Origin of the sequence: Streptomyces musisoli (assembly GCF_016741855.1) — a bacterium.
Taxonomy (GTDB): Bacteria; Actinomycetota; Actinomycetes; order Streptomycetales; family Streptomycetaceae; genus Streptomyces; species Streptomyces musisoli.
The window spans coordinates 15,185-39,037 of sequence record NZ_JAERRH010000033.1; the positions used below are offsets into that span (position 1 = coordinate 15,185).

Here is a 23,853-nt window from a genome sequence, read left to right on the forward strand (position 1 = left end):
CACCAACCACCCCCGGGGTCCGGACGGCCACCGTCACCGGACCCCGGGTCCACCCTTCTCCACTCGGGGGAACGTATGCGTATTCGCGCCACCGCGGTCGCCGCGACCGGCGCCCTGGCCCTGTCCGCCTTCGCCGTCCCGGCCGCCCGGGCCGTCGGCGGTGAGGGCGACACCCGGATCACCAAGGTGGTCGTGGGCGGCGACAACCTGGTGCCGGTCGGCACCTCGGCGGTGACCTTCGACGTCAGCGTCACCGCCACGGACGACTCGGGCATCAAGGGCGCCGACGCGTTCGAACTGCACGGCCCCGGCAACGGGCACGCGTCGACGGGCAAGCCCGTCTGCACCCAGGCCGACGCCACCACCTCCACCTGCACCGCCTCGGTGACGATCGACCCGAAGGCGGACCACCTCACCAACGCGAACGCCGGCACCTGGTACGTGGACGCGCGGGTCGACGGCCAGGACGGCGGCTACCAGGACAAGGAGAACGCCGGCTTCTTCTACCTCCAGCGCGCCACCAGGATCACCACCGCCGACGCCACCCCGGAGCCGGTGAGGAAGGGCGACACCGTCACCGCCGCGGCCACCATCACCCGCGTCGACTGGGAGACGCTGAAGTACGAGGCCTACCGCTCGCCGGACGTGTCGTTCGGCTTCCGCCGCAAGGGCGGCAGCGCCTATGCCCCGCTCCCGAGGGGATCCGTCAGGGCGGACTCGCAGGGCCGGGTGAAGGCCACCGCCATCGCCTCGCTCGACGGCTACTTCCGCTTCAGCTTCAAGGGCGCCTCGACCAGTGCCCGGTCCGCGGGCGGCGGTGACTTCGTCGACGTGCGGGGCGCGACCGCGACCGACACGACGGCCGCCGCCAAGGGCGCGCCCCACGGCCTGGACGTCACCTTCCAGGACACCAGGCTCAGCGGCGGGAACATCACCGTCGGCACGACGACCGCGAAGAAGACGGCCTTCTCGTTCACGCTGCGGCACGGCGCGGACGTCGACATCCACGCCCCGGACTTCGTGGTCGGCCTGGAGCTGTACCGCGGCGGCTCCCTCGACGAGGCGGTCGCCCTCCTCGACGCCGCCAGGCCCACCTGCGTGGACTCCCCGAGCGAGCCCACCACCCTGGCGACGTGCACGGCGACCCTCACGGCCGACCCGGCCGAACTGCGCAACGACCTGGCCGGCGTCTGGGAGACCGGTATCTACGCCATCGACCTCAACGGCCAGGACCCGGACGACCCCGAGGACCCGGGCAGGATCGGGCTCGCGAAGCGGGACAGCGCCAAGGACTTCCCGCTCTACCGCTTCACCAAGCTGACCGCGGACGCCGCGCCGGAGCCGGTGAAGAAGGGCGGGACCATCACGGTCACCGGCCGGATCACCCGCGCGAGCTGGGACGACGGCAAGTACCACGGCTTCTCCTCCCGCGTGCTCGCCGTGCTGGAGTACCGCAAGAAGACCGAAAGCAGCTACACCAGGCTCAAGTCCGCCGGTGGGGTCGCCGACGGCGGCCACGTCACGACGACGACCCCCGCCACCTACGACGGCTACTACCGCCTCACGTACCCGCACAGCTGGATCACCCCGGACGTCGTCTCGCCGGGTGACTACGTCGACGTGCAGTAGGAGGACGTGCGGTAAGAGGCGCCCGTCCGGTGGGGCGACGGCCGGCCCCGGAAGCGGCATCCCGCTCCCGGGGCCGGAACGTTCCCTCTCACTTACGTCACGAACAGGTAATCCTCAGATCAACAATTGGCGGGATCCGCTCTTGCGGTACAACCCTCCGGCCCCTCCGGTGATCTGATCGCCTGAGTCAACCGACTCACCGATCACTTCTCCCTCCAGGGACACCTACATGCGCATTCGTGCCACCGTGGCTGCCGTCACCGGCGCCCTGGCCCTTGCCGCCTTCGCAGCCCCGGCCGCTCAGGCCACGGGCACCGACGGGACGCCGTACGACCTGAACGTCAGCTTCTCGGACGTCAAGATCGCCTCGTCGACCAAGATCGGCGCCCCCACCGGCGCACTCAGGATCGCGTACTCGTACACGCTGAAGTACGGCTCCGAAGTGGACATCGAGCAGCCCGACTTCTGGAGCCAGGCCTACCTCTACCGCGGCACGTTCGGCTCCGACACGGCCACGGAACTGGGCTACGACAAGTCCGACAGCGCCACCTGCACGGCGAGCACGACCTCCGACGGCACCGCCACCTGCAAGGGCACCATCGACCTCTACCCGTCCGAGGGCGACCTGCTGAACACCGACGTCGGCACCTGGACGGTCGCCGTCGAGGCCGGCGCCCTCAACGGGCAGGACCCGGAGAACCCCGACTACAGCAAGGTCGGGTTCAAGGAGCAGGGCGGCATGGCCACGACCAAGCTGCTCCGCAACGTGATCGTCACCGCCGACGCGGGCCCCGAGCCGGTGACCAAGGGCGCGACCCTCACCACCACCGGCAAGCTGACCCGCGTCAGCTGGGAGGACAACAAGTACCACGCCTTCACGAACCAGACGGTCACGCTCCAGTTCAAGAAGGCCGGCACCAGCACGTACACGAACGTGAAGACGATCAAGTCCGACACGTCCGGCAACCTGAAGGGCACCGCCACCGCCGCGTACGACGGCTACTGGCGCCTCACCTACGCGGGCAGCGCGTACGCCTCGTACGCCAGCGCCGCCGGTGACTACGTCGACGTGCGATAGCGCGTGGACGTCGGGCGGCGGCCCGACCGGCACGGCACCGCGGGCCCGGGACGGCACTGTCCCGGGCCCGCGGTGATCCAGACGAGAGGCCCTAGTCCGGGAAACGGCGGCCGACCCACCTCCACAGGTACTCCAGGGCGGCCGCCGCCACCGCCGCCACACCGACCGCCGTCCACGGCATCGTCATGCCGACCAGTTTCAGCGCGAAGAAGTCCTGAAGGGCGGGGACCGCGAGGACCAGTAGAAACGCCACCCCCATCGCGGCCACCAGCGTCACCCGCCACCAGGTGTAGGGGCGGGCGATGATCACCAGCACCCACATGGAGATCAGGAACAGGGTCAGGGTGGCGGCGCTGGTCTCCGCGTCCAGGGCGCCCGTGCCGGAGTAGTGGTGCCGGGCGAGCAGGTACGTGACGAAGGTCGCCACCCCGGCCATCACGCCGCCGGGGATCGCGTACCGCATCACCCGGCGCACGAAGTGCGGTTTCGCCCGCTCCTTGTTGGGGGCGAGGGCCAGGAAGAAGGCGGGGACGCCGATGGTGAGCGTGGACAGCAGGGTCAGGTGCCGGGGCAGGAACGGGTACTCCACCTGCCAGCACACCACCAGCAGCGCCAGCAGCACCGAGTAGACCGTCTTCACCAGGAACAGCGTCGCCACACGGGTGATGTTGCCGATCACCCGGCGGCCCTCGCCGACCACCGAGGGCAGGCTCGCGAAGCTGTTGTCCAGCAGCACGATCTGGGCCACCGCCCGCGTGGCCTCCGAACCGGAGCCCATGGCGACCCCGATGTCCGCGTCCTTCAGGGCCAGCACGTCGTTCACGCCGTCCCCGGTCATCGCGACCGTGTGGCCGTTCGTCTGGAGCGCGCCGACCATGTCCCGCTTCTGCTGCGGGGTGACCCGCCCGAAGACGGTGGCCGAGTCCAGCGCCTCGGCCATCGCCGGCGGGTCGGCGGGCAGCCGCCGCGCGTCCACCGCCGTGCCCTCCAGGCCCAGCTTGCCGGCGACCGCGCCGACCGACACCGCGTTGTCCCCGGAGATGACCTTGGCGCGGACGTCCTGCTCGGCGAAGTAGCGCAGGGTGTCCGACGCGTCGGGCCGCAGCCGCTGCTCCAGCACGACCAGGGCGGTGGGGCGGGCGCCCCGGGCCGGCTCGGTGTCGTCCAGGTCGCGGCGCGCGCGGGCCAGCAGCAGCACCCGCAGCCCCTGCTCGTTGAGCCGCTCGGTCTCGGCCAGGGCCGGGTCGTCGGCGCCGAGCAGGACGTCCGGGGCGCCCAGCAGCCAGGTGCTGTTCTCGCCGTCGCCCTCGCTGAACGAGGCCCCGCTGTACTTGCGGGCGGAGGAGAAGGGGAGCGACTCGACGCAGCGCCAGTCCACGCTGTCCGGGTAGGCGTCGATGATCGCCTGGAGGGAAGCGTTCGGGCGGGGGTCGGACTCGCCGAGCGCGCCGAGCACCTTGCGGACGTAACTCTCGTCCACTCCGTCCAGCGGCCGTAGCTGGGTGACGTCCATGCCCCCCTCGGTGAGGGTGCCGGTCTTGTCCAGGCAGACGGTGTCGACGCGGGCGAGCCCCTCGATGGCCGGCAGCTCCTGCACGAGGCACTGCTTGCGGCCGAGCCGGATGACCCCGATCGCGAAGGCCACGGAGGTGAGCAGTACCAGCCCCTCGGGCACCATCGGCACGATCCCGCCGACCGTGCGGGCCACGGCGTCCTTGACGTCGTCGTTCTTGACGACGAGCTGGGTGACCACGAGTCCGGCGGCGGCCGGGACCATCATCCAGGTGACGTACTTCAGGATCGTGGAGATACCGCTGCGCAGCTCGGAGTGGACGAGCGTGAAGCGGGACGCCTCCTCGGCGAGCTGGGCGGCGTAGGCCTCGCGGCCGACCTTGGTGGCATGGAAGGCGCCGCCGCCCGCGACCACGAAGCTGCCGGACATGACCCGGTCGCCGGGGCGTTTGACGACGGGGTCGGCCTCACCGGTGAGCAGCGACTCGTCGATCTCCAGCCCGTCCGCCTCCGCGCACACGCCGTCGACCACGATCTTGTCACCGGGGCCGATCTCGATGAGGTCGTCCAGGACGATCTCGTCGGTGGCCACCTCGGTCGCCACACCGTCCCGCCGTACCGTCGGCCGGGCCTCCCCGATCACCGCGAGCGAGTCCAGGGTCTGCTTGGCCCGCCACTCCTGCACGATGCCGATGCCGGTGTTGGCGAGGATCACGAAGCCGAAGAGGCTGTCCTGGATCGGTGCGACGAACAGCATGATCAGCCAGAGCACGCCGATGATGGCGTTGAACCGGGTGAAGACGTTGGCCCGGACGATCTCCCCCAGCGACCGGCTGCTGCGCACCGGCACGTCGTTGACCTGCCCGCGCGAGCGCCGTTCGGCCACTTCGGCGCCGGTCAGCCCCTCGGGCCGGCTCCTGGGCAGGGCCACGGGGTGGACGGGGTCGAGTTCAGCGCCCGCGTCTATATGGCTCATGCATTCGACGGTACGTGCGGATCTGCCCGTCCACCTGCCGAGCGGAGCCGATTTCCCGACCCGGGCAGGACCGGGGTCCTGCGCAGGTCGTACGGGTGCTGCGCGGGGCTACTTCGCCCCGGCCGCCTTCAGCGCCGCGTCCCGCTTGATCGCCGCGTCCCGCTTGCGCACGTACCAGATGCCGATCAGGCCCAGCCCGCCTCCGGCCAGGCAGGTCCACAGCCACCACAGGTGCCCGTGATCGTCGAACCAGCCGTAGAAGGGGAGCTGGACGAGGAAGAGCACGAACCACACGATCGTGCCGCCGGTGATGGTGGCGACCACGGGGCCCTCCAGGGGCTCGGGCGCCTCGTGCTTGGGGGTCCACTTGGCCATGGGGACAGCTTATGGGCCGCGGGTGCCCTGCTGACGGGACGATCAGGTCTACGCGCGGAGATAGCGATCTCCGAGTCATACGTTCATACTGAAACCGTTTGTCTTTGACCACTTCCGCTCGTACGAAACTCCAACGAGGCTCGGGGGAACCCCGTTGGTGATGAGGTCTCGTATGTCCACCTCGGCACCCGCCAAGGTCCCCACCCCCGAAAAGCCGGGCGGTGCGTCCCGCTTCGGCGCCCTCGACCGTTACTTCCGGATCTCCGAGCGAGGCAGCTCCGTCGTGCGCGAGGTCCGCGGCGGTCTCGCCACCTTCTTCGCGATGGCGTACATCATCGTGCTGAACCCGATCATCCTCGGCAGCGCGAAGGACATGTACGGGCACCACCTGGACAACGGCCAGCTGGTGACGGCGACCGCGCTGACGGCCGCCTTCTCCACGCTGCTGATGGGCGTCATCGGCAACGTGCCCATCGCGCTCGCCGCCGGTCTCGGCGTCAACTCGGTCGTCGCCCTCCAGCTGGCGCCCCGCATGTCCTGGCCGGACGCCATGGGCATGGTCGTCCTGGCCGGCTTCGTGGTCATGCTGCTGGTCGCCACGGGGCTGCGCGAGCGCGTGATGAACGCCGTGCCGTTCGGCCTGCGCAAGGCGATCTCGATCGGTATCGGCCTGTTCATCATGCTGATCGGCCTGGTGGACTCCGGCTTCGTCACCCGGATGCCGGACGCCGCGCAGACCACCGTCCCCCTCCAGCTGGGCACCGGCGGTCACCTCACCGGCTGGCCGGTGCTCGTCTTCATCCTGGGCGCGCTGCTCACCTTCGCGCTGATCGTCCGCAAGGTGCCGGGCGCGATCCTGATCTCCATCGTCGGCATGACCGTGCTCGCGGTGATCATCAACGCGGTCGCCACGATCCCGTCCTGGGGACTGACCGTCCCGAAGTGGCCGGGCAACCCGGTCTCCACCCCAGACTTCGGCCTGATCGGCGAGGTCAGCCTGTTCGGCGGCTTCTCCAAGGTCGGCGTGCTGACCGGCATCCTCTTCGTCTTCACAGTCCTGCTGTCGTGCTTCTTCGACGCGATGGGCACGATCATGGGCGTCAGCGACGAGGCCAAGCTGACCGACGCCGAGGGCTACATGCCCGGCATCAACAAGGTCCTCTTCGTCGACGGCCTCGCGGTCGCCGCGGGCGGCGCCAGCTCCTCCTCCGCCACCACCGCCTTCGTGGAGTCCACGGCGGGCGTCGGTGAAGGCGCCCGTACCGGCCTCGCGAACGTCGTCACCGGCGGCCTCTTCGCCGTGGCGCTCTTCCTCACCCCCATCGCCACGATGGTCCCGTCCCAGGCGGCCACCCCGGCGCTGATCGCGGTCGGCTTCCTGATCCTGTCGAACTCCGTCAAGGAGATCGACTGGGCGGACTACACCATCGCGATCCCGGCCTTCGTGACGATGCTGATGATGCCGTTCACCTACTCGATCACGAACGGTATCGGCATGGGCTTCATCACCTTCACCGTGCTGCGCCTGGCCGCCGGGCGGGGCCGGGAGATCCCGGTGCCGATGTACGTCGTCTCGGCCGTCTTCGCCTTCTACTACCTGATGCCGGCCCTGGGCCTCACCTGAGCCGGCCCGGGGCCCCGTCCGCCTCGCGCGTGAGCGTCAGGTGACCCCGTAGAACTTCTCCGTCTCCTCGACGGCGGACTGGAACCGCTCGTCGAAGTCATCCCGAATGAGCGTCCGGACGACATAGTCCTGGACGCTCATTCCTCTTTTCGCCGCACGGTGCCGGAGCCTTTCGAGCAGCTCCCCGTCCATCCGCAGGCTGAGCACACTGGTCCCCATGCGTACGAGGGTCGCCACATCCGGCCACCCGATGCGTCACTTTCCGGAACCGACTCACCCATACGGGTGATCCGGAGGTTCAGTGGCGGGCGTCACGGGCATGCTGGGCGTGTTCCGGTGGTCTTTAGTCAGAGTAATGAGTTACGCTAAAGAACATGCCGGACCTTACCCATGGCGACGACGCTGCCGCCGTGAACGCTCTTCGCTCCGCCGTGATGCGGCTGTCCCGTCGGCTCAAGCACCAGCGGGTCGACGAGTCGCTGAGCCCCACCGAGATGTCGGTGCTCGGCACCCTCGCCCGCTGCGGCTCGGCCACCCCGGGCGAACTGGCCCGCAAGGAGCACGTCCAGCCGCCGTCGATGACCCGCATCGTCGCGCTGCTCGAGGCCAAGGGGCTGGTCCGGCTGGAGCCGCACCCCGAGGACCGGCGCCAGAAGGTCGTCACCCAGACCGAGCAGGCCGAGGCGATGCTCGAAGAGAGCCGCCGCAAGCGCAACGCGTTCCTGGCCGGCCTGGTCGAGGGCCTCGACGAGGACGAGTGGGCCGCCCTGCGCGCGGCCGCCCCCGTACTGGAGAAGCTCGCACACCTGTAAGCGCGCCATCGAAGGAGGCGAACCCTTTTGAGTACGGGATCCGGAACACCTTCCGCCCCCGCACCGACCACTACCACCCCCGTTTCCCGCAAGTCCTCGATGTTCAGCTCGCTGAGGATCCGGAACTACCGCCTCTTCTTCGTCGGCCAGGTCGTCTCCAACACCGGCACCTGGATGCAGCGCATCGCCCAGGACTGGCTGGTCCTCGCGCTCACCGGCTCCTCCGCGGCCGTCGGCATCACGACGGCCCTGCAGTTCCTGCCGATGCTGCTGTTCGGCCTGTACGGCGGCGTCCTCGTGGACCGCCTGCCCAAGCGGCCCGCACTGCTGGTCACCCAGTCCTCGATGGCGCTCACCGGACTCGCGCTCGCCGCGCTGACCCTCACCGGCCATGTCCAGGTCTGGCACGTCTACGTCGCCGCCTTCGCCGTCGGCCTCGCCACGGTCGTCGACAACCCGGCCCGCCAGTCCTTCGTCTCCGAGATGGTCGGGCCCGGCCAGCTGCAGAACGCGGTCAGTCTGAACTCGGCGAACTTCCAGTCCGCCCGGCTCGTCGGCCCCGCGGTCGCCGGCCTGATGATCACCGGTGTGGGCACCGGCTGGGCGTTCCTCGCCAACGGCCTGTCCTTCGCCGCGCCGATCGCCGGCCTGCTGCTGATGCGCGCCCGCGAGCTGCACGTGGTCGAGCGCGCGCCGCGCGGCAAGGGCCAGCTGCGGGAGGGACTGCGCTACGTGGCGAAGCGGCCGGAGCTGATCTGGCCCATCGTGCTGGTCGGCTTCATCGGGACCTTCGGCTTCAACTTCCCGGTGTGGCTGTCCGCGTACGCGGACGACGTCTTCGACGCCGGAGCGGGCGCCTACAGCCTCTTCAACACCCTGATGGCCGTCGGCTCCCTGATCGGTGCCCTGCTGGCCGCCCGGCGCGGCACGGCCCGGCTGCGGGTGCTGATCGCCGCCGCGCTGGCCTTCGGCGCGCTGGAGACCGTGGCCGCGGTGGCGCCGTCGTACTGGCTGTTCGCGCTGCTCATGGTGCCGATCGGCGTCTTCGGCCTGACGGTGAACGTCACCGCCAACACGGCCGTGCAGATGGGCACCGACCCGGCCATGCGGGGCCGGGTGATGGCCCTGTTCATGATGGTGTTCATGGGCGGTACGCCGCTGGGCGCGCCGGTGGTCGGCTGGATCACCGACACCTACGGCGCCCGGATCGGCTTCGCGGCCGGCGGTGTGGTCTCGGCCGTCGCGGCCGGCGTGATCGGCCTGGTCCTGGCCCGCATCGGCGGCCTGCGGCTGTCGGTGGGCTGGCACGGCGGCCACCCGCGGGTCAGCTTCGTCCCGCGCGAGCGGAACCAGATGGCGACGGCCGCCTGAGCACCCCGGTGAGGTTTCCGCTCGGCGGCCCGGAAGGGTCCGGCGGCGGGGCCCGCGGGTGCTAGCCGACTCTCCGGGCCAGCACCTGTCCCGGCCAGTCGTGCGGGCCGTGGGTGTAGGTGTGTGTCGGGGTGAAGCCGTTTGCCTCGTAGTAGGCGACGAGCGCGCGGTCCCCGCCCGCGTAGCAGTCCACGCGCAGCAGACCCACGCCGGCCCGCCGGGTCACCTCGGCGGCGTGCGCGAGCAGCGCGCTGCCCGCGCCCCGGCCCTTGAAGCGGCGGTCGGAGGCGAGCCAGTGGATGTACCGCTCGGGCTCACCGGGCGGCGGAAGGTGGGACAGATAGGAGCCGGGCCCCTCGGTGAGGGTGAGGGTGGCGGCCGGCACACCGTCGGCCTCGGCGATGTACGTGGTGCCCTCGTCCATGGCCCTGGCGACCGCGGCCACCGTCTTCTCGTGCTTCGACAGGGGCTCGGTGCCCCACTGGACGGTGCGTCCCTGTGAGACCAGCCACTCCACGCTGCTGTCGAGCATGCCGAGTATCGCCGGGAGATCCTCCGGGCCGCCTTCACGAATGGTGATCGTCATCGCCCCATGATGCCCGCCGCGGTCTGGGATCGTGAGTTCCATGAGACTCTTCGCCGCCGTACTGCCCCCGGAGGACATCGCGGACGAACTCGCCGCGGAAGTGGCCCGGTTGCGGCAGCTGCCGGACGCCGGCCGGCTGCGCTGGACCGGCCGCCCCGGCTGGCACTTCACCCTCGCCTTCTACGGCGAGGTCGCCGACGACCTCGTACCGGACCTGTCGGACCGGCTGGCCCGCGCGGCCGGGCGGACGCCTCCGTTCTCCCTGTCCCTCGCGGGCGGCGGCCAGTTCGGGCACGGCCGGGCGCTGTGGACGGGGGCCCAGGGGAACGTCACGGAGCTGCGGCTGCTGGCCGACCGGGCGGAGGCGGCGGCGCGGAAGGCCGGAGTGCCGATGGGGGAGCACCGGCGCTACAAGGCACATCTCACAGTGGCGCGGAGCCGGGACGCGGTGGACGTGCGGCCGTACGTGGACCTGTTGCGCGAGTTCACCGGCCGGAGCTGGGACGTCGCCGACGTGGCGCTGGTGCGGAGCAACCTGCCGAGGTCCGGGGTGCCGGGTGAGCAGCCCAGGTACGAGGTGGTCACCCGCTGGGCACTCGGCGGGGGCGGTTAGTCTCGAATACGTGGACCCGAAAACCCGGAACCGGATCATGGCCGGTGCGCTTGTGTTGATGTTCGTGGTGGTGGCTGTGGCGTCGGCCGTCAGGTAGCGGCCTCCGGCTGTCAGGCAGGGGCCGCCGGCTGTCAGGTGGCGGCCGGAGGCGTGCGCCCGAGGGGGCGGGGCCCCGGCCGCCGCGGCCCGTCCGTGGCCGGGCGGGCTCACGCGGCGCAGCCGCATGCCGGACGGGGCCCCGCGCCCCTTCGGCCCGCATCAGGGCGCGGAAGAACGGGCGCCTACCAGGCGAAGGCCTCCGGCGAGGGGCCGGGACCCGGGAAGATCTCGTCCAGCGCGCCCAGCAGCTCCTCGCTCAGCTCCAGCTCCACGGCCCGGAGCGCCGACTCCAGCTGTCCGGCGGTGCGCGGGCCGACGATCGGGCCGGTGACGCCGGGGCGGGTCAGCAGCCAGGCCAGGGCCACCTCGCCGGGCTCCAGACCGTGCTTGTCGAGCAGGTCCTCGTATGCCTGGATCCGTGCGCGCGCCGCCGGGTCGGCCAGGGTGTCCGCGGCCCGGCCGGAGGCACGGCGGCCGCCCTGGGCCTTCTTCTTCATGATCCCGCCCAGCAGACCGCCGTGCAGCGGCGACCACGGGATGACACCGAGGCCGTACTCCTGCGCGGCCGGGATGACCTCCATCTCGGCGCGGCGCTCGGCGAGGTTGTACAGGCACTGCTCGCTGACCAGGCCGATGGTGCCACCGCGGCGGGCGGCGGCCTCGTTGGCCTGGGCGATCTTGTAGCCGGGGAAGTTGGACGAACCGGCGTAGAGGATCTTGCCCTGCTGGACGAGGACGTCGATCGCCTGCCAGATCTCCTCGAACGGGGTGTTCCGGTCGATGTGGTGGAACTGGTAGACGTCGATGTGGTCCGTCTTCAGCCGCTTCAGGCTGGCGTCCACCGCGCGCCGGATGTTCAGCGCGGAGAGCTTGTCGTGGTTGGGCCAGGCGGCCTCGCCGTCGACGGCCATGTTGCCGTAGACCTTGGTGGCGATGACGGTCCTGTCGCGCCGGCCGCCGCCCTTGGCGAACCAGTTGCCGATGATGGACTCGGTCCGGCCCTTGTTCTCGCCCCAGCCGTACACGTTGGCCGTGTCGAAGAGGTTGATGCCCGCGTCCAGCGCCGCGTCCATGATCGCGTGGCTGTCGGCTTCGTCGGTCTGCGGGCCGAAGTTCATCGTCCCGAGGACGAGCCGGCCGACCTTGAGTCCCGTGCGTCCGAGCTGCGCGTACTCCATGGTTACCAGCCAACGGCCTGGAGTGCGCTCCAGGCAAGGACTTCGGGGACGGCGCGCCCGGTCCGGACCGGACCCGGCCGGCCGGGCGCGCGGTGACCGCCGGTCAGTTCGACAGGTCGCCGAACATGCCGGGCTCGTAGGAGCCACCCTGGTTGCGCACGGTCACGCTGAGCCGGTTGGCCGCGTTGATCATGGCGATCAGGTAGACCAGCGCCGTGGTCTGGTCGTCGTCGTAGTGCTTGCGCACCTGCTCCCAGGTCTCGTCGGCCACGCCCTGGTGGGCGTCGGCGAGCCGGGTGCTCTCCTCGGCCAGCGCCAGCGCGGCCCGCTCGGGCTCGGTGAACACGGTGGAGTGGCGCCAGGCGGCCACCAGGTGGAGGCGGAGCGCGGTCTCACCGGCCAGCGCGGCCTCTTTGGTGTGGAGGTCGACGCAGAAGCCGCAGCCGTTGATCTGGCTGACGCGCAGCATCACCAGCTCCTGTGTGCTCCTGGGCAGTGACGACTGGAAGACCGCCTGGCTGGTACTGCCGAACCGCTTGCCGAGCTTGGTGCCGTACTCGGTGGACATCAGGTTGAAACGGGGTTCCATGGCGTGGTCCTCGGGTGTGGAGGAGGCGCCGCGCGCGATCGGCGCGGCGTCATGACGACCACGAGATGCCGGCCGGACCCCTGCTGTGACAGCCCCACCTGTGTGACGTGTGCCACCTCACCGCCCTGGGTGTCGGCACGCCGGAGGGCTGCCGTGGGGTGCGCAGGCGCACCACATCCGAAGAGTCACGCGCCCGTCCCCGCCCGGCTCCGTGCCGGCGACGACGGCTGGGCGACACCGATCCGCTCCAGGCGCTCGAACCACTCGTCCAGGCGCTCGGTGTCGGCGTCGGCCATGGCGATCCTGTCTTCGAGGACGGTCATCGTGGCGCTCCTGCCCGGCTGTCCAGAGGCCGGTGCAGCCACGCTGTACAACGATAGGCACACCAGCCCGGGGACACCGGATTCCGGTCAGTCCGTTCCGGCCGCGTACGCCTGTCCGAGCCCCCACGCCTCCCACATCGCCCCCGCGAACGCCCCCGCGATCAGGTGCTCCCCGCGCGCGTTGGGATGCGTGCCGTCGTAGGTGTCGGTGTGGATGTCGTACTCCTTTGGCGGCGAGGCCAGCAGCAGCGGCGAGCGGGGCTCGTCGAGGTCGGCGACCGTCTTGGCGAGCAGGACGTTGAACCGGTCCACCTGTTCGGCGAAGGGCTCGTCCGCAGCGGCCCGGATGTTCGGGATGACCGGCAGCAGCACCATGCGGATGCGCGGGTCGGCCTCGCGGGCCCCGGCGACGAAGGCCCGTACGTTCTCCGCCGTCTGCTCGGCGTTCGTGTAGAAGCCCAGGTCGATCAGGCCCAGGGAGACCAGGAGGACGTCGGGGCGGTGGGCCCGTACCGCGTCGCCGATCAGCGGGGCCATGTGCAGCCAGCCCTCGCCCCAGCCCGCCAGGTGGGCGCGCGGGAAGCCGGGTTCGGCGTAGGCGAGGGACGTCGGGGCGTCGGCCTGTTTGTCGTACAGCGTCTCGCGGGGGCCGACGAAGGTGAACGGGTCGCCGTACGCCACGCACAGGTGCCGCCACAGCCGGTGACGCCACGTGTGTTCGCCCGCGCTCCCGATCGTCATGCTGTCGCCCACGGGCATGAACCTGAGCATCCGCTCATGATGGACGATCGCCGGGGGCGCTGGGATCAGTGGGGCCTGTGAGGCGGACCACGTCTGCTGAACCCCCGCCGGGAATGGCAGTCTTGGGGGCATGCGTCGATCGTTCGCCGTTCTCGCCGGGGTGCTGCTCACCGGAGCCTGCGCGCTGCCCGCATCCGCCGCCGACACGGCCGGCGACCAAGGTTTCACCATCAAGGACCCGCAGATCACCGAGTCGAGCGGGCTCGCCGCCTCCCGGCTGCATCCCGGCGTCTACTGGACGCACAACGACAGCGACGACGGGCCGTACCTGTACGCGGTGGACAGCGCCACCGGCAGGACCGTCGCCCGGATCACCCTGCGCGGCATCGGCTCCCCGCGGGACGTGGAGGCCATCTCGATCGGGCCGCACAACGAGATCTACGTCGGTGACATCGGCGACAACTTCGGCGGCAGGTGGCCGTACGTGTGGATCTACCGGCTGCCCGAACCCAAGCGGCTGACGGACCAGACGGTCACGGCCACGCAGTACGTCGTGAAGTACGAGAACGGGCCGCGCGACGCCGAGTCGCTGCTCGTCCACCCGAAGACCGGGCGCGTCTACATCATCGACAAGAAGGAGGACGGCGGGCACCTGTACGAGGGCCCGGCGAGTCTCTCCACGTCCGGATCGAACGTCTTCAAGCCCGTCGCCGCCGTCGACCTCTGGGCCACCGACGCCGCCTTCTCCCCGGACGGCGGTCAGCTCGCCGTACGCGGCTACTTCGGCGGCATCCGCTACGACTGGAACGGCGGCCGGATCGAACGCAAGGGCCGCCTGGAGGTGCCGCTCCAGGGGCAGGGCGAGTCCGTGTCGTACTCCGCCGACGGCACCAAGCTGATGTACGGCAGCGAGGGCGCGGACAGCGCCGTGCAGGCGGTGGACGCCCCGGACCGCCCCGCAGGGAAGGCGCCGTCCACCAGCGGCGGCTCCGGCGACTCGGCGGACAAGGGGGGCGGGGGAAGCCTCAAGATCGGCGCCGTGATCGTCGTGGTCGGCGTGGCGGCGCTGTTCGGCCTGCGGCGGCTGCGAGGCGGCTGAGCGAAGACCCACGAGGGGCGCCCGGTGCCGGCTCACCGGGCGCCCTTTCGTTCAGGGGCCGAGCGGGCAGGGAAGCACCGGCATCCCGCGGTTGGGGGAGCAGGTGACCAGGGCCAGCGAGAGGTACGAGGGACGGAGTGGGACGTCGGGCCGCACGGCGAAGGGCGCCCGGCGTTCGTCACCGGGCGCCCTTCACCGTCGTACTCGAAAGCTGTCGTACGCGAGAAGTCAGAGCTTCTCGATCACGTAGTCGACGCACTTCGTCAGCGCCTCGACGTCGGCCGGGTCGATCGCCGGGAACATCGCGATGCGCAGCTGGTTGCGGCCGAGCTTGCGGTAGGGCTCGGTGTCGACGATGCCGTTCGCGCGCAGCACCTTGGCGACGGCGGCGGCGTCGATCTCGTCGGAGAAGTCGATCGTGCCGATGACCTGCGACCGCTTGGCCGGGTCGGCGACGAACGGGGTGGCGTACTTGGCGCCCTCCGCCCAGCCGTACAGGCGGGTCGAGGAGTCCTTCGTGCGGGCCGTGGACCAGGCGAGACCGCCCTGGCCGTTGATCCACTCCAGCTGCTCGTTGAGCAGGAACAGCGTGGCGAGGGCGGGGGTGTTGTACGTCTGGTTCTTGCGGGAGTTGTCGATCGCCGTCGGGAGCGAGAAGAACTCCGGGACGTGACGGCCGGAGGCGTGGATCCGCTCGGCGCGCTCGATCGCGGCTGGGGAGAAGACGCCGATCCACAGGCCGCCGTCGGAGGCGAAGGACTTCTGCGGGGCGAAGTAGTAGACGTCCGTCTCGGCGATGTCGACGGGCAGGCCGCCCGCGCCGGAGGTGGCGTCCACGAGCACGAGGGCGCCCTCGTCGGCACCGGCCACGCGCTTGATCGGCATGGCGACACCGGTGGAGGTCTCGTTGTGGGTGTAGGCGTAGACGTCGACGCCCGCCTCGGCCCGCGGCTCCGGGTGGGTGCCGGGGTCGGCGGCGATGACCGTCGGCTCGGCCAGCCAGGGGGCGAGCTTGGCCGCCTTGGCGAACTTGGAGGAGAACTCGCCGAAGTTCAGGTGCTGCGACTTGTTCTCGATCAGGCCGTGCGTGGCGATGTCCCAGAAGGCGGTGGATCCGCCGTTGCCGAGGACGACCTCGTAGCCCTCGAGCAGCGAGAACAGCTCGGAGATGCCCTCGCGGACCTTGCCGACCAGGTTCTTGACCGGCGCCTGACGGTGGGAGGTGCCCAGCAGGGACGTACCGGTGGCGGCGAGGGCGTCCAGCGCCTCGGTCCGCACCTTGGAGGGGCCCGCGCCGAAGCGTCCGTCGGCGGGCTTGATGTCAGCGGGAATCTGGATGTCGGCCACGGAAGGAGGTTAACGGCTGACGGAAAGCGAGGTGGAGACGTGTCCGTTCGATGAGACGAGATCACCGGGACGTGGACTTGTGATGTCGTACGACGATCGGTGCGGGGCTGTGGAAAACCTTCGGTGACTGTCCGTGTTCGGATGCATTCTGGACGCATGACGGATCGTGCGGATGTTGCGGATGTCGCGGGTCTTGCGGGAGCGCTGCGCAAGGCCGTCCGGGGCGAGGTCGGCTTCGACGTCACCGCCCGGGCGCTGGTCACCATGGACGCGTCCAACTACCGGCGGGTCCCGCTGGGGGTCGTGGCCCCCAGGGACGCCGACGACGTGGCCGCCGTGCTGGAGGTGTGCCGGGCGCGCGGGGTCCCGGTGGTGGCGCGCGGCGGCGGCACGTCGATCGCCGGGCAGGCGACCGGCACCGGCGTGGTGCTGGACTTCACCCGGCACATGACCGGCCTGCTGGAGCTGGACCCGGGCAGCCGTACGGCCGTCGTGCAGCCGGGGCTCGTCCTCGACCGGCTCCAGGAGGCCGCCGCCCCGCACGGACTGCGGTTCGGACCCGATCCCTCCACGCACGGCAGGTGCACGCTCGGCGGGATGATCGGCAACAACTCGTGCGGCTCCCATTCCGTCGCCTGGGGCACGACCGCGGACAACGTGCGGGACCTGTCCGTCGTCACCGCGCGCGGGCAGCGGCTGCGGCCGGGCCCCGGCTGGGCCGGCGCCCCGGACGGGCTGCGCCCGCTGGCCGAGGCCGGCCTGGCCCGGCTGCGCACGGGCTTCCCGGACCTGCCCCGCCGCATCTCCGGCTACGCGCTGGACGCGCTGCTGCCCGAGAAGGGCGCGGACGTCGCCCGCTCCTTCTGCGGCTCCGAGGGGACCCTCGGCATCCTCACCGAGGCCGTGGTCGCTCTGGTCGAGAGCCCGCCCGCGCGTGCCCTGGCCGTGTTGTCGTACGCCGACGAGAGCGCCGCCGCCGAGGCCGCGGCGGGCCTGCTGGCGTACGGGCCGCTCACGGTGGAGGGCATGGCCGCCGACCTGGTGCCGGCCGGGGCCGGGCTGCCCGCGGGCGGTGCCTGGCTGTTCGTGGAGACCGGCGGCCGGACGCCGGCCGAGGCACGCGCGCGTGCGGAGGAGGTCGTGCGCGCGGCCGACGTCGTGAACGCCCTGGTCGTGACCGACGCGGCGGCCCAGCGCGTGCTGTGGCGCATCCGCGAGGACGCGAGCGGCACGGCCACCCGGATGCCGGACGGCACGGAGGCCTGGCCCGGCTGGGAGGACTGCGCGGTGCCGCCCGCCCGGCTCGGCGGCTACCTCCGCGACTTCCGGGCGCTGCTGTCCGCGCACGGGCTGCGCGGCACGCCGTACGGCCACTTCGGCGACGGCTGCATCCATGTCCGCATCGACTTCGACCTGCTCACCGAGGCCGGCGTCGGCCGCTTCCGCCGCTTCTCCGAGGAACTGGCCGACCTGGTGGTGGCGCACGGCGGCTCGCTGTCGGGGGAGCACGGCGACGGCCAGGCCCGCGCGGAGCTGCTGCCCCGCATGTACGGCGCGGAGACGGTGGCGCTGTTCGAGCGGGCCAAGGCGGTCTGGGACCCGGACGACCTGCTCAACCCGGGCATGCTGGTCCGCCCGGCACGGCTGGACGAGAACCTCCGCTTCTCGGTGCTGCCCCGCCGCCCGGTCGACGTGGCCTTCGGCTACCCGGCCGACGGCGGCGACTTCCGTGCGGCCGTCCGCCGCTGCGTCGGCGTCGCCAAGTGCCGTACGACGACGGCGACCGGCCCCGCCGTCATGTGCCCCTCCTTCCGGGCCACCGGCGAGGAGGAGCACTCCACCCGCGGCCGGGCCAGGCTGCTGCACGAGATGCTGGCGGGCGAGGTGGTCACCGACGGCTGGCGGTCCACGGAGGTCCGGGACGCCCTCGACCTCTGCCTGTCCTGCAAGGGCTGCCGCTCGGACTGCCCGGTCGGCGTGGACATGGCCACCTACAAGGCCGAGTTCCTGCACCACCACTACGCGGGCCGCCGCCGCCCCGCCGCCCACCACAGCATGGGACGGCTGCCCCAGTGGCTGCGCTGGACCGCCCGCACCCGCACGGCCGCGGTGGTCAACGCGCTCGCGGCGGTCCGGCCGCTGGCCCGCCTCGGCAAACGGCTGGGCGGGATCGCACCGGAGCGGGAGATCCCGCGGCTGGCGACGCGGACGTTCACCGACTGGTGGCGCGGCCGCACACCCGCACGGCCGACCGGAGACGAGCCGGGCCGGGGTGCCGTGGGGACGTCCGGCCCGGGTGCCCGGGGTGTCCCGGCCCCGGGTGACGGGAACCTGCCGGCCACCGGGGCCGGGGACGCGGTGGTGCGGGGCGCCGAGGGCCTGCCGGGCCGGGGTGCCGGGGACGCGGTGGTGCGGGGTGTTGAGGACCGGCCGGGCCGGGGTGCCGGGGATCTGGTCGTCCTCTGGCCGGACACCTTCACCGAGCACCTCTCCCCGTCCGTCGGCCGGGCCGCCGTCCGCGTGCTGGAGGCCGCCGGGCTGCGGGTGACGCTCCCGCCCACGCTGCTGCCGGGACGCGGCACGCTCGGAGACGGCAGGACACGGGCGGCGACCGCGCTGCTCACGGCCCGCCGGGCCCGGGTCTGCTGCGGCCTCACCTACATCTCCACCGGCCAGCTCGACCGCGCCCGCACGGTGCTGCGCCGCACCCTGGACCTGATGGAACCGGTGCTGCGGGCCGGCGTCCCCGTCGTCGTCCTGGAACCCAGCTGCGCCGCCGCCCTCCGCACCGATCTGCCGGACCTCCTGCCCGACGACCCGCGCGCCGCCCGACTGTCCGCCGCGGTACGCACGTTCGCCGAAACCCTGGAGCTGCACGCCCCGCACTGGACCCCGCCCGCCGTCGGCCGCCCGGTCGCCGGCCAGACCCACTGCCACCAGCACGCGGTGCTCGGCGACACCGCCGACCGGCGGCTGCGCACCGCCGCCGGCCTCACCGGCGACCTGAGCGGCGGCTGCTGCGGCCTGGCCGGCAACTTCGGCTTCGAGAAGGGCCACTTCGAGGTCTCCCGGGCCTGCGCGGAGGAACAGCTCCTGCCGTCGGTACGGCGGGCACCCGAGGGCACGGTGGTCCTGGCGGACGGCTACTCCTGCCGCACCCAGCTGGAACAACTCGCCGGGATCCGGGGCCGGCACCTGGCGGAGGTGCTGGCGCAGGCGCTGGAGGAAGGCCAGGCGCCGGAGGAAGGCGGTGCGGCGAAGTGACCGAGGAATTCACGCGTCTGGCGGTCCTGTCCGACATCCACGGGGTACTGCCCGCCCTGGAGGCGGTCCTGGCGGAGCCCGAGGTGACCGCCGCCGACCGGATCGTCCTCACCGGGGACATCACGGCGGGCCCGCAGCCGGCCGAGGTGCTGGACCTGCTGCGGGAGCAGGGCGACCGGGTCCTGTGGATCGGCGGGAACGCGGACCGGGAGCTGGTGGAGTACCGGCGCGGCGAGCGCACGGAGATCCCGGACCCCATCGGCCCGTACGCCGCCCGCGCGCTCCGGCCGGACCAGGTGGACTTCCTGGCCGGACTCCCGCGCACCCGCACCCTGCGGGTGCGCGGCCTCGGCAAGGTGCTGTTCTGCCACGCCACACCGAGGGACGACGAGGAACTGGTCCTGGTCGACTCCCGCCCGGCCCGCTGGGCGGAGGTCCTCGCCGGTCTGCCGCCCGGCATCGGCACCGTCGTCTGCGGCCACACCCACATGCCGTACGTCCGCCTGGCCCACGGCCGCATGGTCGTCAACCCCGGCAGCGTCGGCATGCCCTACGGCCGCCCGGGCGCCCACTGGTGCCTGCTGGGCCCCGGCACCGACCTGCGCGTGACCCCGTACGACATCCCGGCGGCGACCGCCCGTCTGACCCGCGACTGCGCCTACCCGGACATCGCCGAGTGGGCCGACTATTTCCTGCACGCCCGGGCGACGGACACGGAGGTACTGGAGGCATGGGGGCCGAAGGACGGGCGATCCTGAGCCCACTCTCAGCTTCATAAACAAACACCCAGCTTTTCCCAGGTGATTCACAGCGGTCCTTTGCCATTTTTACCGTTCGGGCCGGCGAGAAGCGTGTAGCTTCTTCGGTGTCGGGTTCCGGACGCGGAATTCAGCACCACAAGAACCGTGCGACATTAGGAGTCGGAATGAGCTTCAAGAAGCTTGCCCCGCTGCCCCCCAAGCCCAAGACGAAGCACCTCCCGCCGCCGCCGAAGCCGAAGGCGAAGAAGCACGCGCCGAAGCCGCTGCCCAAGCCGCTGCCGGCCCGGGACCAGTGATCCGACGCTGAGCCGAAGAGGGGCGACGGTGCACCGTCGGCCCTCTTTTTTTGTCACGATCCCCGAATTTCGACGGGTCGATGAAAAGTAACGCCGGGAATGTCGGAGGTAATGCGCATGAATAACGGTGACGCCGAGGAACTCGAATACGCGGATGCCCCGACCATTTTGCCCCGCACCGCGTTCCGCCGTTTCTGGCCGCTGACCCGAGGACTGCGCCGCCGGCTGCTGCTGGTCTGGCTGTGCACGGTGCTCGCCGCGCTCGCCGAGACCGAGGCCATCCTGCTGTTCGGCGATCTCACCGACCACGCCCTGCGGCAGGGCTCACTGGCCGCCTTCTGGAGTCCGGCCGTGAAGTGGCTGGGGATCGCGGTGGCCGGCGCGCTCGTCGCGTACGCGGGCAACTCACTGGCCGCGTGGGCCACCGAGCGGTTCGTGATGCGGCTGCGCGAGCACGTCTTCGACCACGTCCAGCAGCTGCCCCCGCACTTCTTCCAGCGCCACCGCCAGGGCGACCTGCTCTCCCGGCTGACCAGCGACGTCGAGGCGATCGAGACGATGGTCGTGTCCGGCCTGGTCGGCGCCGCGTCCGCGGCCTTCTCCGCCCTCTTCTACGCCGTCGCCGCGTTCTGGCTGCGCTGGGACCTGGCCGCCGCCACCTTCGTCCTCGCCCCCCTGTTCTGGCTGGCCGCGCGCCGCTTCTCCGGCTCCATCAAGGACGTCTCCCGCCAGGGCCGGGTCGCCGACGGAGCGATCACCTCCGTGGTGGAGGAGTCCCTCGGAAACATCGTGCTCACCCAGGCCTACGACCGCCGGGACGCCGAGCGGCGCCGGCTGCACGAGGAGGCCACCGCCTGGTTCCGCGCCTCCGTCCGCTCCACCCGCCTGAACGAGGCCTACGAGCAGCTGGTCCAGGTCATCGAGACGGTCTGCGTGCTCGCCGTTATCGGCATCGGCGCCTGGGAGATCTCCACCGGCCGGATGACCCTCGGCCAGCTCCTCGCCTTCGCCGCCTTCCTCGGCTACCTCTACCCGCCCGTCCGCGGCCTCGCCCAGCTCGGCCTCACGGTCACGGCGGCCACCGCGGGCGCCGAACGGCTCATCGAGATCCTGGACGTGAACCCCGCGGTCACCGACCCCCGGCAGGGCACGGAGAGCGGCCGCCCGGACGGCACGGTCGAGGTGCGGGACGTCTCCTTCCGCTACCCCGGTGCCGACCGCACCGCCCTGGAGGACCTCTCCTTCACCGTCAGCCCCGGCGAGCTGGTGATCATCACCGGCCCGAGCGGCGCCGGCAAGTCCACGCTCTCCAAGCTGCTGCTGCGCTTCTACGACCCGGACGCCGGCGACGTCCGCCTGGACGGCGTGCCCCTGCGGGGCTTCCCGCTGGCCCGGCTGCGCGAGTACGTCACCCTGCTCCCGCAGGAAACCCTGGTGCTGCACGACACGGTGCGCGCCAACATCGCCTGCGGCCGGCCCGGCGCCAGCGACCGAGCGATCGAGGCGGCGGCCAGGGCGGCCGACGCCCACGACTTCATCGCCGGGCTGCCCGACGGCTACGACACCCGGGTCGATGCCCACTCCGCCCGCCTCTCCGGCGGGCAGCTCCAGCGCCTGGCCATCGCCCGCGCCATCCTGCGCGACGCGCCCGTCCTGGTCCTGGACGAACCGACCACCGGCCTGGACGCGATGGCCGCCCGCCGTGTCGTCAAACCGCTGCGGCGGCTGATGGCCGGCCGTACGACCATCATGATCACGCACGATCTCAACCTGGCCCCCGACGCGGACCGCGTCCTCGTCGTGGACGGTGGCCGCATCGTGGAGACCGGCCGCCACGAGGATCTCCTCGCCCGGGGCGGGGCCTACGCCCGGCTGCACCGCTCGCAGAACAACGCGGTCACGGACACCGGCGAGCTGCGCATGCCCCTGAGGCAGGAGCAGCCGCCACCGGCACCGACACCGGTGTACGGGGACGGGGCCGGGTACGAGGCGTACGCCCCGGCAGCCGCATGGGCTCGGCCCGGCTTCGAGACGTACGGACCGGTGGACCACGGAGGAGGCGCGCCCGCGGACGCGCCGGGACACGCACCCGGACCCGCGCCGGGACCCGCGCCGGGACACGCACCCGGACACGCGTCGGGACACGCACCCGGACCCGCGCCGGGACACGGGCTCGCATATCCGCCCGGTCCCGCGCTCGGGCAGCCGCCCGGAATCGCGCCCGGACCCGTGCCCGGACCCGTGCCCTCGGTCCTCTCCGGCGGTCGTCCCCTGTTCCGCGGCGAGGAGGTCTGGCCGGGTGTCTGATTCCAGCATCCGGGACAGTCGCTTGAGGGGTTCACGCACCTGACCAAGTCCATTACCCTGGACTTGAAAGTACATCGCGATGCACGAACTCGATCAAGCACCAGGACCGCCCGTGACCGCCACACCCACCACCACGCAGACCCCGGTCACCCCCGTCGGAGGGCAGCATCGCCTCGGCTCGCTCGGCCCCGTCGGGCTGGTGCTGGCCGGCTGTGTCTCGGTGCAGTTCGGCGGAGCCCTGGCGGTGACCCTGATGCCCCGGGCGGGCGCGCCGGGCGTGGTGACCCTGCGTCTGCTCGCGGCGGCGATCGTCCTCCTCCTGGTCTGCCGCCCCCGTCTGCGTGGTCACTCGCGCACCGACTGGGGCACGGTGGTCGTCTTCGGCATCGCCATGGGCGCGATGAACGGCCTGTTCTACGAAGCGGTCGCCCGAATACCGCTGGGGCCGGCGGTCACCCTCGAAGTCCTCGGCCCACTCGCCCTGTCCGTGCTGGCCTCCCGCCGCGCGGTCAACGCGCTGTGGGCCGGCCTGGCCCTCGGGGGCGTGTTCCTGCTCGGCGGCGGAGGCTTCGGCGACCTGGACCCCGTGGGTGTCGCCTTCGCTCTGGGGGCGGGCGGCATGTGGGCCGCCTACATCGTCTTCAGTGCCCGTACGGGCCGGCGCTTCCCGCAGGCGGACGGCCTGGCCCTGGCCATGGCGGTGGCGGCCCTCCTCTTCCTCCCGATCGGCATCGCCTCGGCAGGCACCCGCCTCCTGAACCCCACGACCATCGCCCTGGGTTCGGCGGTGGCCCTGCTCTCCTCGGTCCTGCCCTACACCCTCGAACTCCTAGCCCTGCGTCGCCTGCCCGCCTCCACCTTCGCGATCCTGATGAGCCTCGAACCGGCGATCGCGGCGACGGCCGGCTTCCTGATCCTCGGCCAGTCCCTGTCGGCGATGGAGGCCGCCGCCATCGCCCTGGTCATCGCGGCGAGCATCGGCGCGGTCCGCACCCAGGTGGGCCGCGGCAGGGCCCGGGTGAAGCGGGTACCGGAGGCCTGACAGGTCCCGCTGCCGAAGCGTGCAGTCGGCGGTCTTCTCCCGCACCGGCACGTGCCGGCGGCTGTCACCGGTGAAGGGCTCCCGGGTCCAGCCGCCCCACCGCTCAGCCCTTCACCGACTCCATGAACGCCGACCAGGCGGTGGCCGGGAAGAGGAGGGCGGGGGCGGGGTTCTTGGAGTCGCGGACCGCTATGTGAGGGTCGAGGTCGGAGACCTCGACGCACTCGCCCC

The 23,853-nt window shown here is 71.7% G+C and carries 22 protein-coding genes; 12 read left to right on the forward strand and 10 right to left on the reverse strand.

Going from position 1 to position 23,853, the window contains the following annotated elements:
* The first annotated feature begins 75 nt into the window (after positions 1-75).
* Positions 76-1,629, forward strand: coding sequence for a hypothetical protein (locus tag JK361_RS42525; protein WP_307787431.1), 1,554 nt, complete (start codon positions 76-78; stop codon positions 1,627-1,629).
* A 229-nt stretch (positions 1,630-1,858) separates the two neighbouring features.
* Positions 1,859-2,707: a hypothetical protein gene (locus JK361_RS37945; RefSeq protein ID WP_201827174.1), complete on the forward strand. Its 849-nt coding sequence runs from the start codon at positions 1,859-1,861 to the stop codon at positions 2,705-2,707.
* Between the two features lie 91 nt (positions 2,708-2,798).
* Here JK361_RS37945 and JK361_RS37950 read toward each other — a convergent pair whose 3' ends face one another.
* The gene (locus JK361_RS37950) at positions 2,799-5,195 is read right to left on the reverse strand and encodes an HAD-IC family P-type ATPase (RefSeq protein WP_201827176.1); all 2,397 of its coding nucleotides are present in this window, start codon (positions 5,193-5,195) and stop codon (positions 2,799-2,801) included.
* 108 nt (positions 5,196-5,303) lie between these two features.
* Positions 5,304-5,570 (reverse strand): DUF2530 domain-containing protein, encoded by a 267-nt coding sequence (locus JK361_RS37955; RefSeq protein WP_201827178.1) that lies wholly within the window; start codon positions 5,568-5,570, stop codon positions 5,304-5,306.
* Between the two features lie 172 nt (positions 5,571-5,742).
* On the opposite strand from JK361_RS37955, the gene JK361_RS37960 reads away from it, so the two are divergent.
* Positions 5,743-7,194, forward strand: coding sequence for an NCS2 family permease (locus tag JK361_RS37960; protein WP_201827180.1), 1,452 nt, complete (start codon positions 5,743-5,745; stop codon positions 7,192-7,194).
* 36 nt (positions 7,195-7,230) lie between these two features.
* Here the strand turns inward: JK361_RS37960 and JK361_RS37965 are convergent, their stop codons facing one another.
* Positions 7,231-7,413 (reverse strand): ribbon-helix-helix protein, CopG family, encoded by a 183-nt coding sequence (locus tag JK361_RS37965; protein ID WP_201827182.1) that lies wholly within the window; start codon positions 7,411-7,413, stop codon positions 7,231-7,233.
* 155 nt (positions 7,414-7,568) lie between these two features.
* On the opposite strand from JK361_RS37965, the gene JK361_RS37970 reads away from it, so the two are divergent.
* Both JK361_RS37970 and JK361_RS37975 read left to right on the forward strand, forming a co-directional pair.
* A complete protein-coding gene (locus JK361_RS37970; protein ID WP_030642980.1) occupies positions 7,569-8,006 on the forward strand; it encodes a MarR family winged helix-turn-helix transcriptional regulator in 438 nt (145 codons plus the stop codon).
* Positions 8,007-8,033: 27 nt separating this feature from the next.
* Positions 8,034-9,377, forward strand: a complete 1,344-nt coding sequence (locus JK361_RS37975) for an MFS transporter (RefSeq protein WP_372448782.1) — start codon at positions 8,034-8,036, stop codon at positions 9,375-9,377.
* Positions 9,378-9,438: 61 nt separating this feature from the next.
* Here JK361_RS37975 and JK361_RS37980 read toward each other — a convergent pair whose 3' ends face one another.
* Positions 9,439-9,963, reverse strand: coding sequence for a GNAT family N-acetyltransferase (locus JK361_RS37980; RefSeq protein WP_201827185.1), 525 nt, complete (start codon positions 9,961-9,963; stop codon positions 9,439-9,441).
* A gap of 40 nt (positions 9,964-10,003) precedes the next feature.
* Here JK361_RS37980 and thpR point away from each other — a divergent pair, with 40 nt between their 5' ends.
* Complete coding sequence (gene thpR, locus JK361_RS37985; RefSeq protein ID WP_201827187.1) at positions 10,004-10,576, forward strand: RNA 2',3'-cyclic phosphodiesterase; 573 nt, start codon at positions 10,004-10,006, stop codon at positions 10,574-10,576.
* Positions 10,577-10,857: 281 nt separating this feature from the next.
* Here the strand turns inward: thpR and JK361_RS37990 are convergent, their stop codons facing one another.
* The 4 genes from JK361_RS37990 to JK361_RS38005 all read right to left on the reverse strand — a co-directional run bounded on the left by JK361_RS37990 (position 10,858) and on the right by JK361_RS38005 (position 13,536).
* Positions 10,858-11,853 carry an aldo/keto reductase gene (locus JK361_RS37990; RefSeq protein WP_201827189.1) on the reverse strand — a complete coding sequence of 332 codons (996 nt, stop codon included), beginning with the start codon at positions 11,851-11,853 and terminating at the stop codon, positions 10,858-10,860.
* Between the two features lie 103 nt (positions 11,854-11,956).
* A complete protein-coding gene (locus tag JK361_RS37995; protein ID WP_201827191.1) occupies positions 11,957-12,442 on the reverse strand; it encodes a carboxymuconolactone decarboxylase family protein in 486 nt (161 codons plus the stop codon).
* A gap of 185 nt (positions 12,443-12,627) precedes the next feature.
* Positions 12,628-12,765 (reverse strand): hypothetical protein, encoded by a 138-nt coding sequence (locus JK361_RS38000; RefSeq protein ID WP_307787432.1) that lies wholly within the window; start codon positions 12,763-12,765, stop codon positions 12,628-12,630.
* Between the two features lie 87 nt (positions 12,766-12,852).
* On the reverse strand, positions 12,853-13,536 hold the full coding sequence (locus tag JK361_RS38005; protein ID WP_201827193.1) for a GDSL-type esterase/lipase family protein: 684 nt from the start codon (positions 13,534-13,536) through the stop codon (positions 12,853-12,855).
* A 100-nt stretch (positions 13,537-13,636) separates the two neighbouring features.
* Here JK361_RS38005 and JK361_RS38010 point away from each other — a divergent pair, with 100 nt between their 5' ends.
* A complete protein-coding gene (locus tag JK361_RS38010) occupies positions 13,637-14,605 on the forward strand; it encodes a WD40 repeat domain-containing protein (RefSeq protein ID WP_201827195.1) in 969 nt (322 codons plus the stop codon).
* A 228-nt stretch (positions 14,606-14,833) separates the two neighbouring features.
* On the opposite strand, the gene serC is transcribed toward JK361_RS38010, so the two are convergent.
* A complete protein-coding gene (gene serC, locus JK361_RS38015) occupies positions 14,834-15,952 on the reverse strand; it encodes a phosphoserine transaminase (protein ID WP_201827197.1) in 1,119 nt (372 codons plus the stop codon).
* A 156-nt stretch (positions 15,953-16,108) separates the two neighbouring features.
* On the opposite strand from serC, the gene JK361_RS38020 reads away from it, so the two are divergent.
* From JK361_RS38020 to JK361_RS38035, 5 genes are all read left to right on the forward strand, one after another.
* Positions 16,109-19,216 (forward strand): FAD-binding and (Fe-S)-binding domain-containing protein, encoded by a 3,108-nt coding sequence (locus tag JK361_RS38020; protein WP_201827199.1) that lies wholly within the window; start codon positions 16,109-16,111, stop codon positions 19,214-19,216.
* Positions 19,213-19,974 (forward strand): metallophosphoesterase family protein, encoded by a 762-nt coding sequence (locus JK361_RS38025; RefSeq protein ID WP_201827201.1) that lies wholly within the window; start codon positions 19,213-19,215, stop codon positions 19,972-19,974. The genes JK361_RS38020 and JK361_RS38025 overlap by 4 nt, the downstream gene beginning before the upstream one ends.
* A 167-nt stretch (positions 19,975-20,141) precedes the next feature.
* Complete coding sequence (locus JK361_RS42285; RefSeq protein WP_262418993.1) at positions 20,142-20,273, forward strand: hypothetical protein; 132 nt, start codon at positions 20,142-20,144, stop codon at positions 20,271-20,273.
* Between the two features lie 117 nt (positions 20,274-20,390).
* Positions 20,391-22,580, forward strand: a complete 2,190-nt coding sequence (locus tag JK361_RS38030; RefSeq protein WP_372448783.1) for an ABC transporter ATP-binding protein — start codon at positions 20,391-20,393, stop codon at positions 22,578-22,580.
* Between the two features lie 79 nt (positions 22,581-22,659).
* Positions 22,660-23,622, forward strand: coding sequence for an EamA family transporter (locus JK361_RS38035; protein ID WP_372448784.1), 963 nt, complete (start codon positions 22,660-22,662; stop codon positions 23,620-23,622).
* A 103-nt stretch (positions 23,623-23,725) separates the two neighbouring features.
* Here the strand turns inward: JK361_RS38035 and JK361_RS38040 are convergent.
* Positions 23,726-23,853, reverse strand: a 128-nt coding sequence (locus JK361_RS38040) for a DUF397 domain-containing protein (RefSeq protein ID WP_201827207.1), incomplete at its 5' end; no start/stop codon positions are given.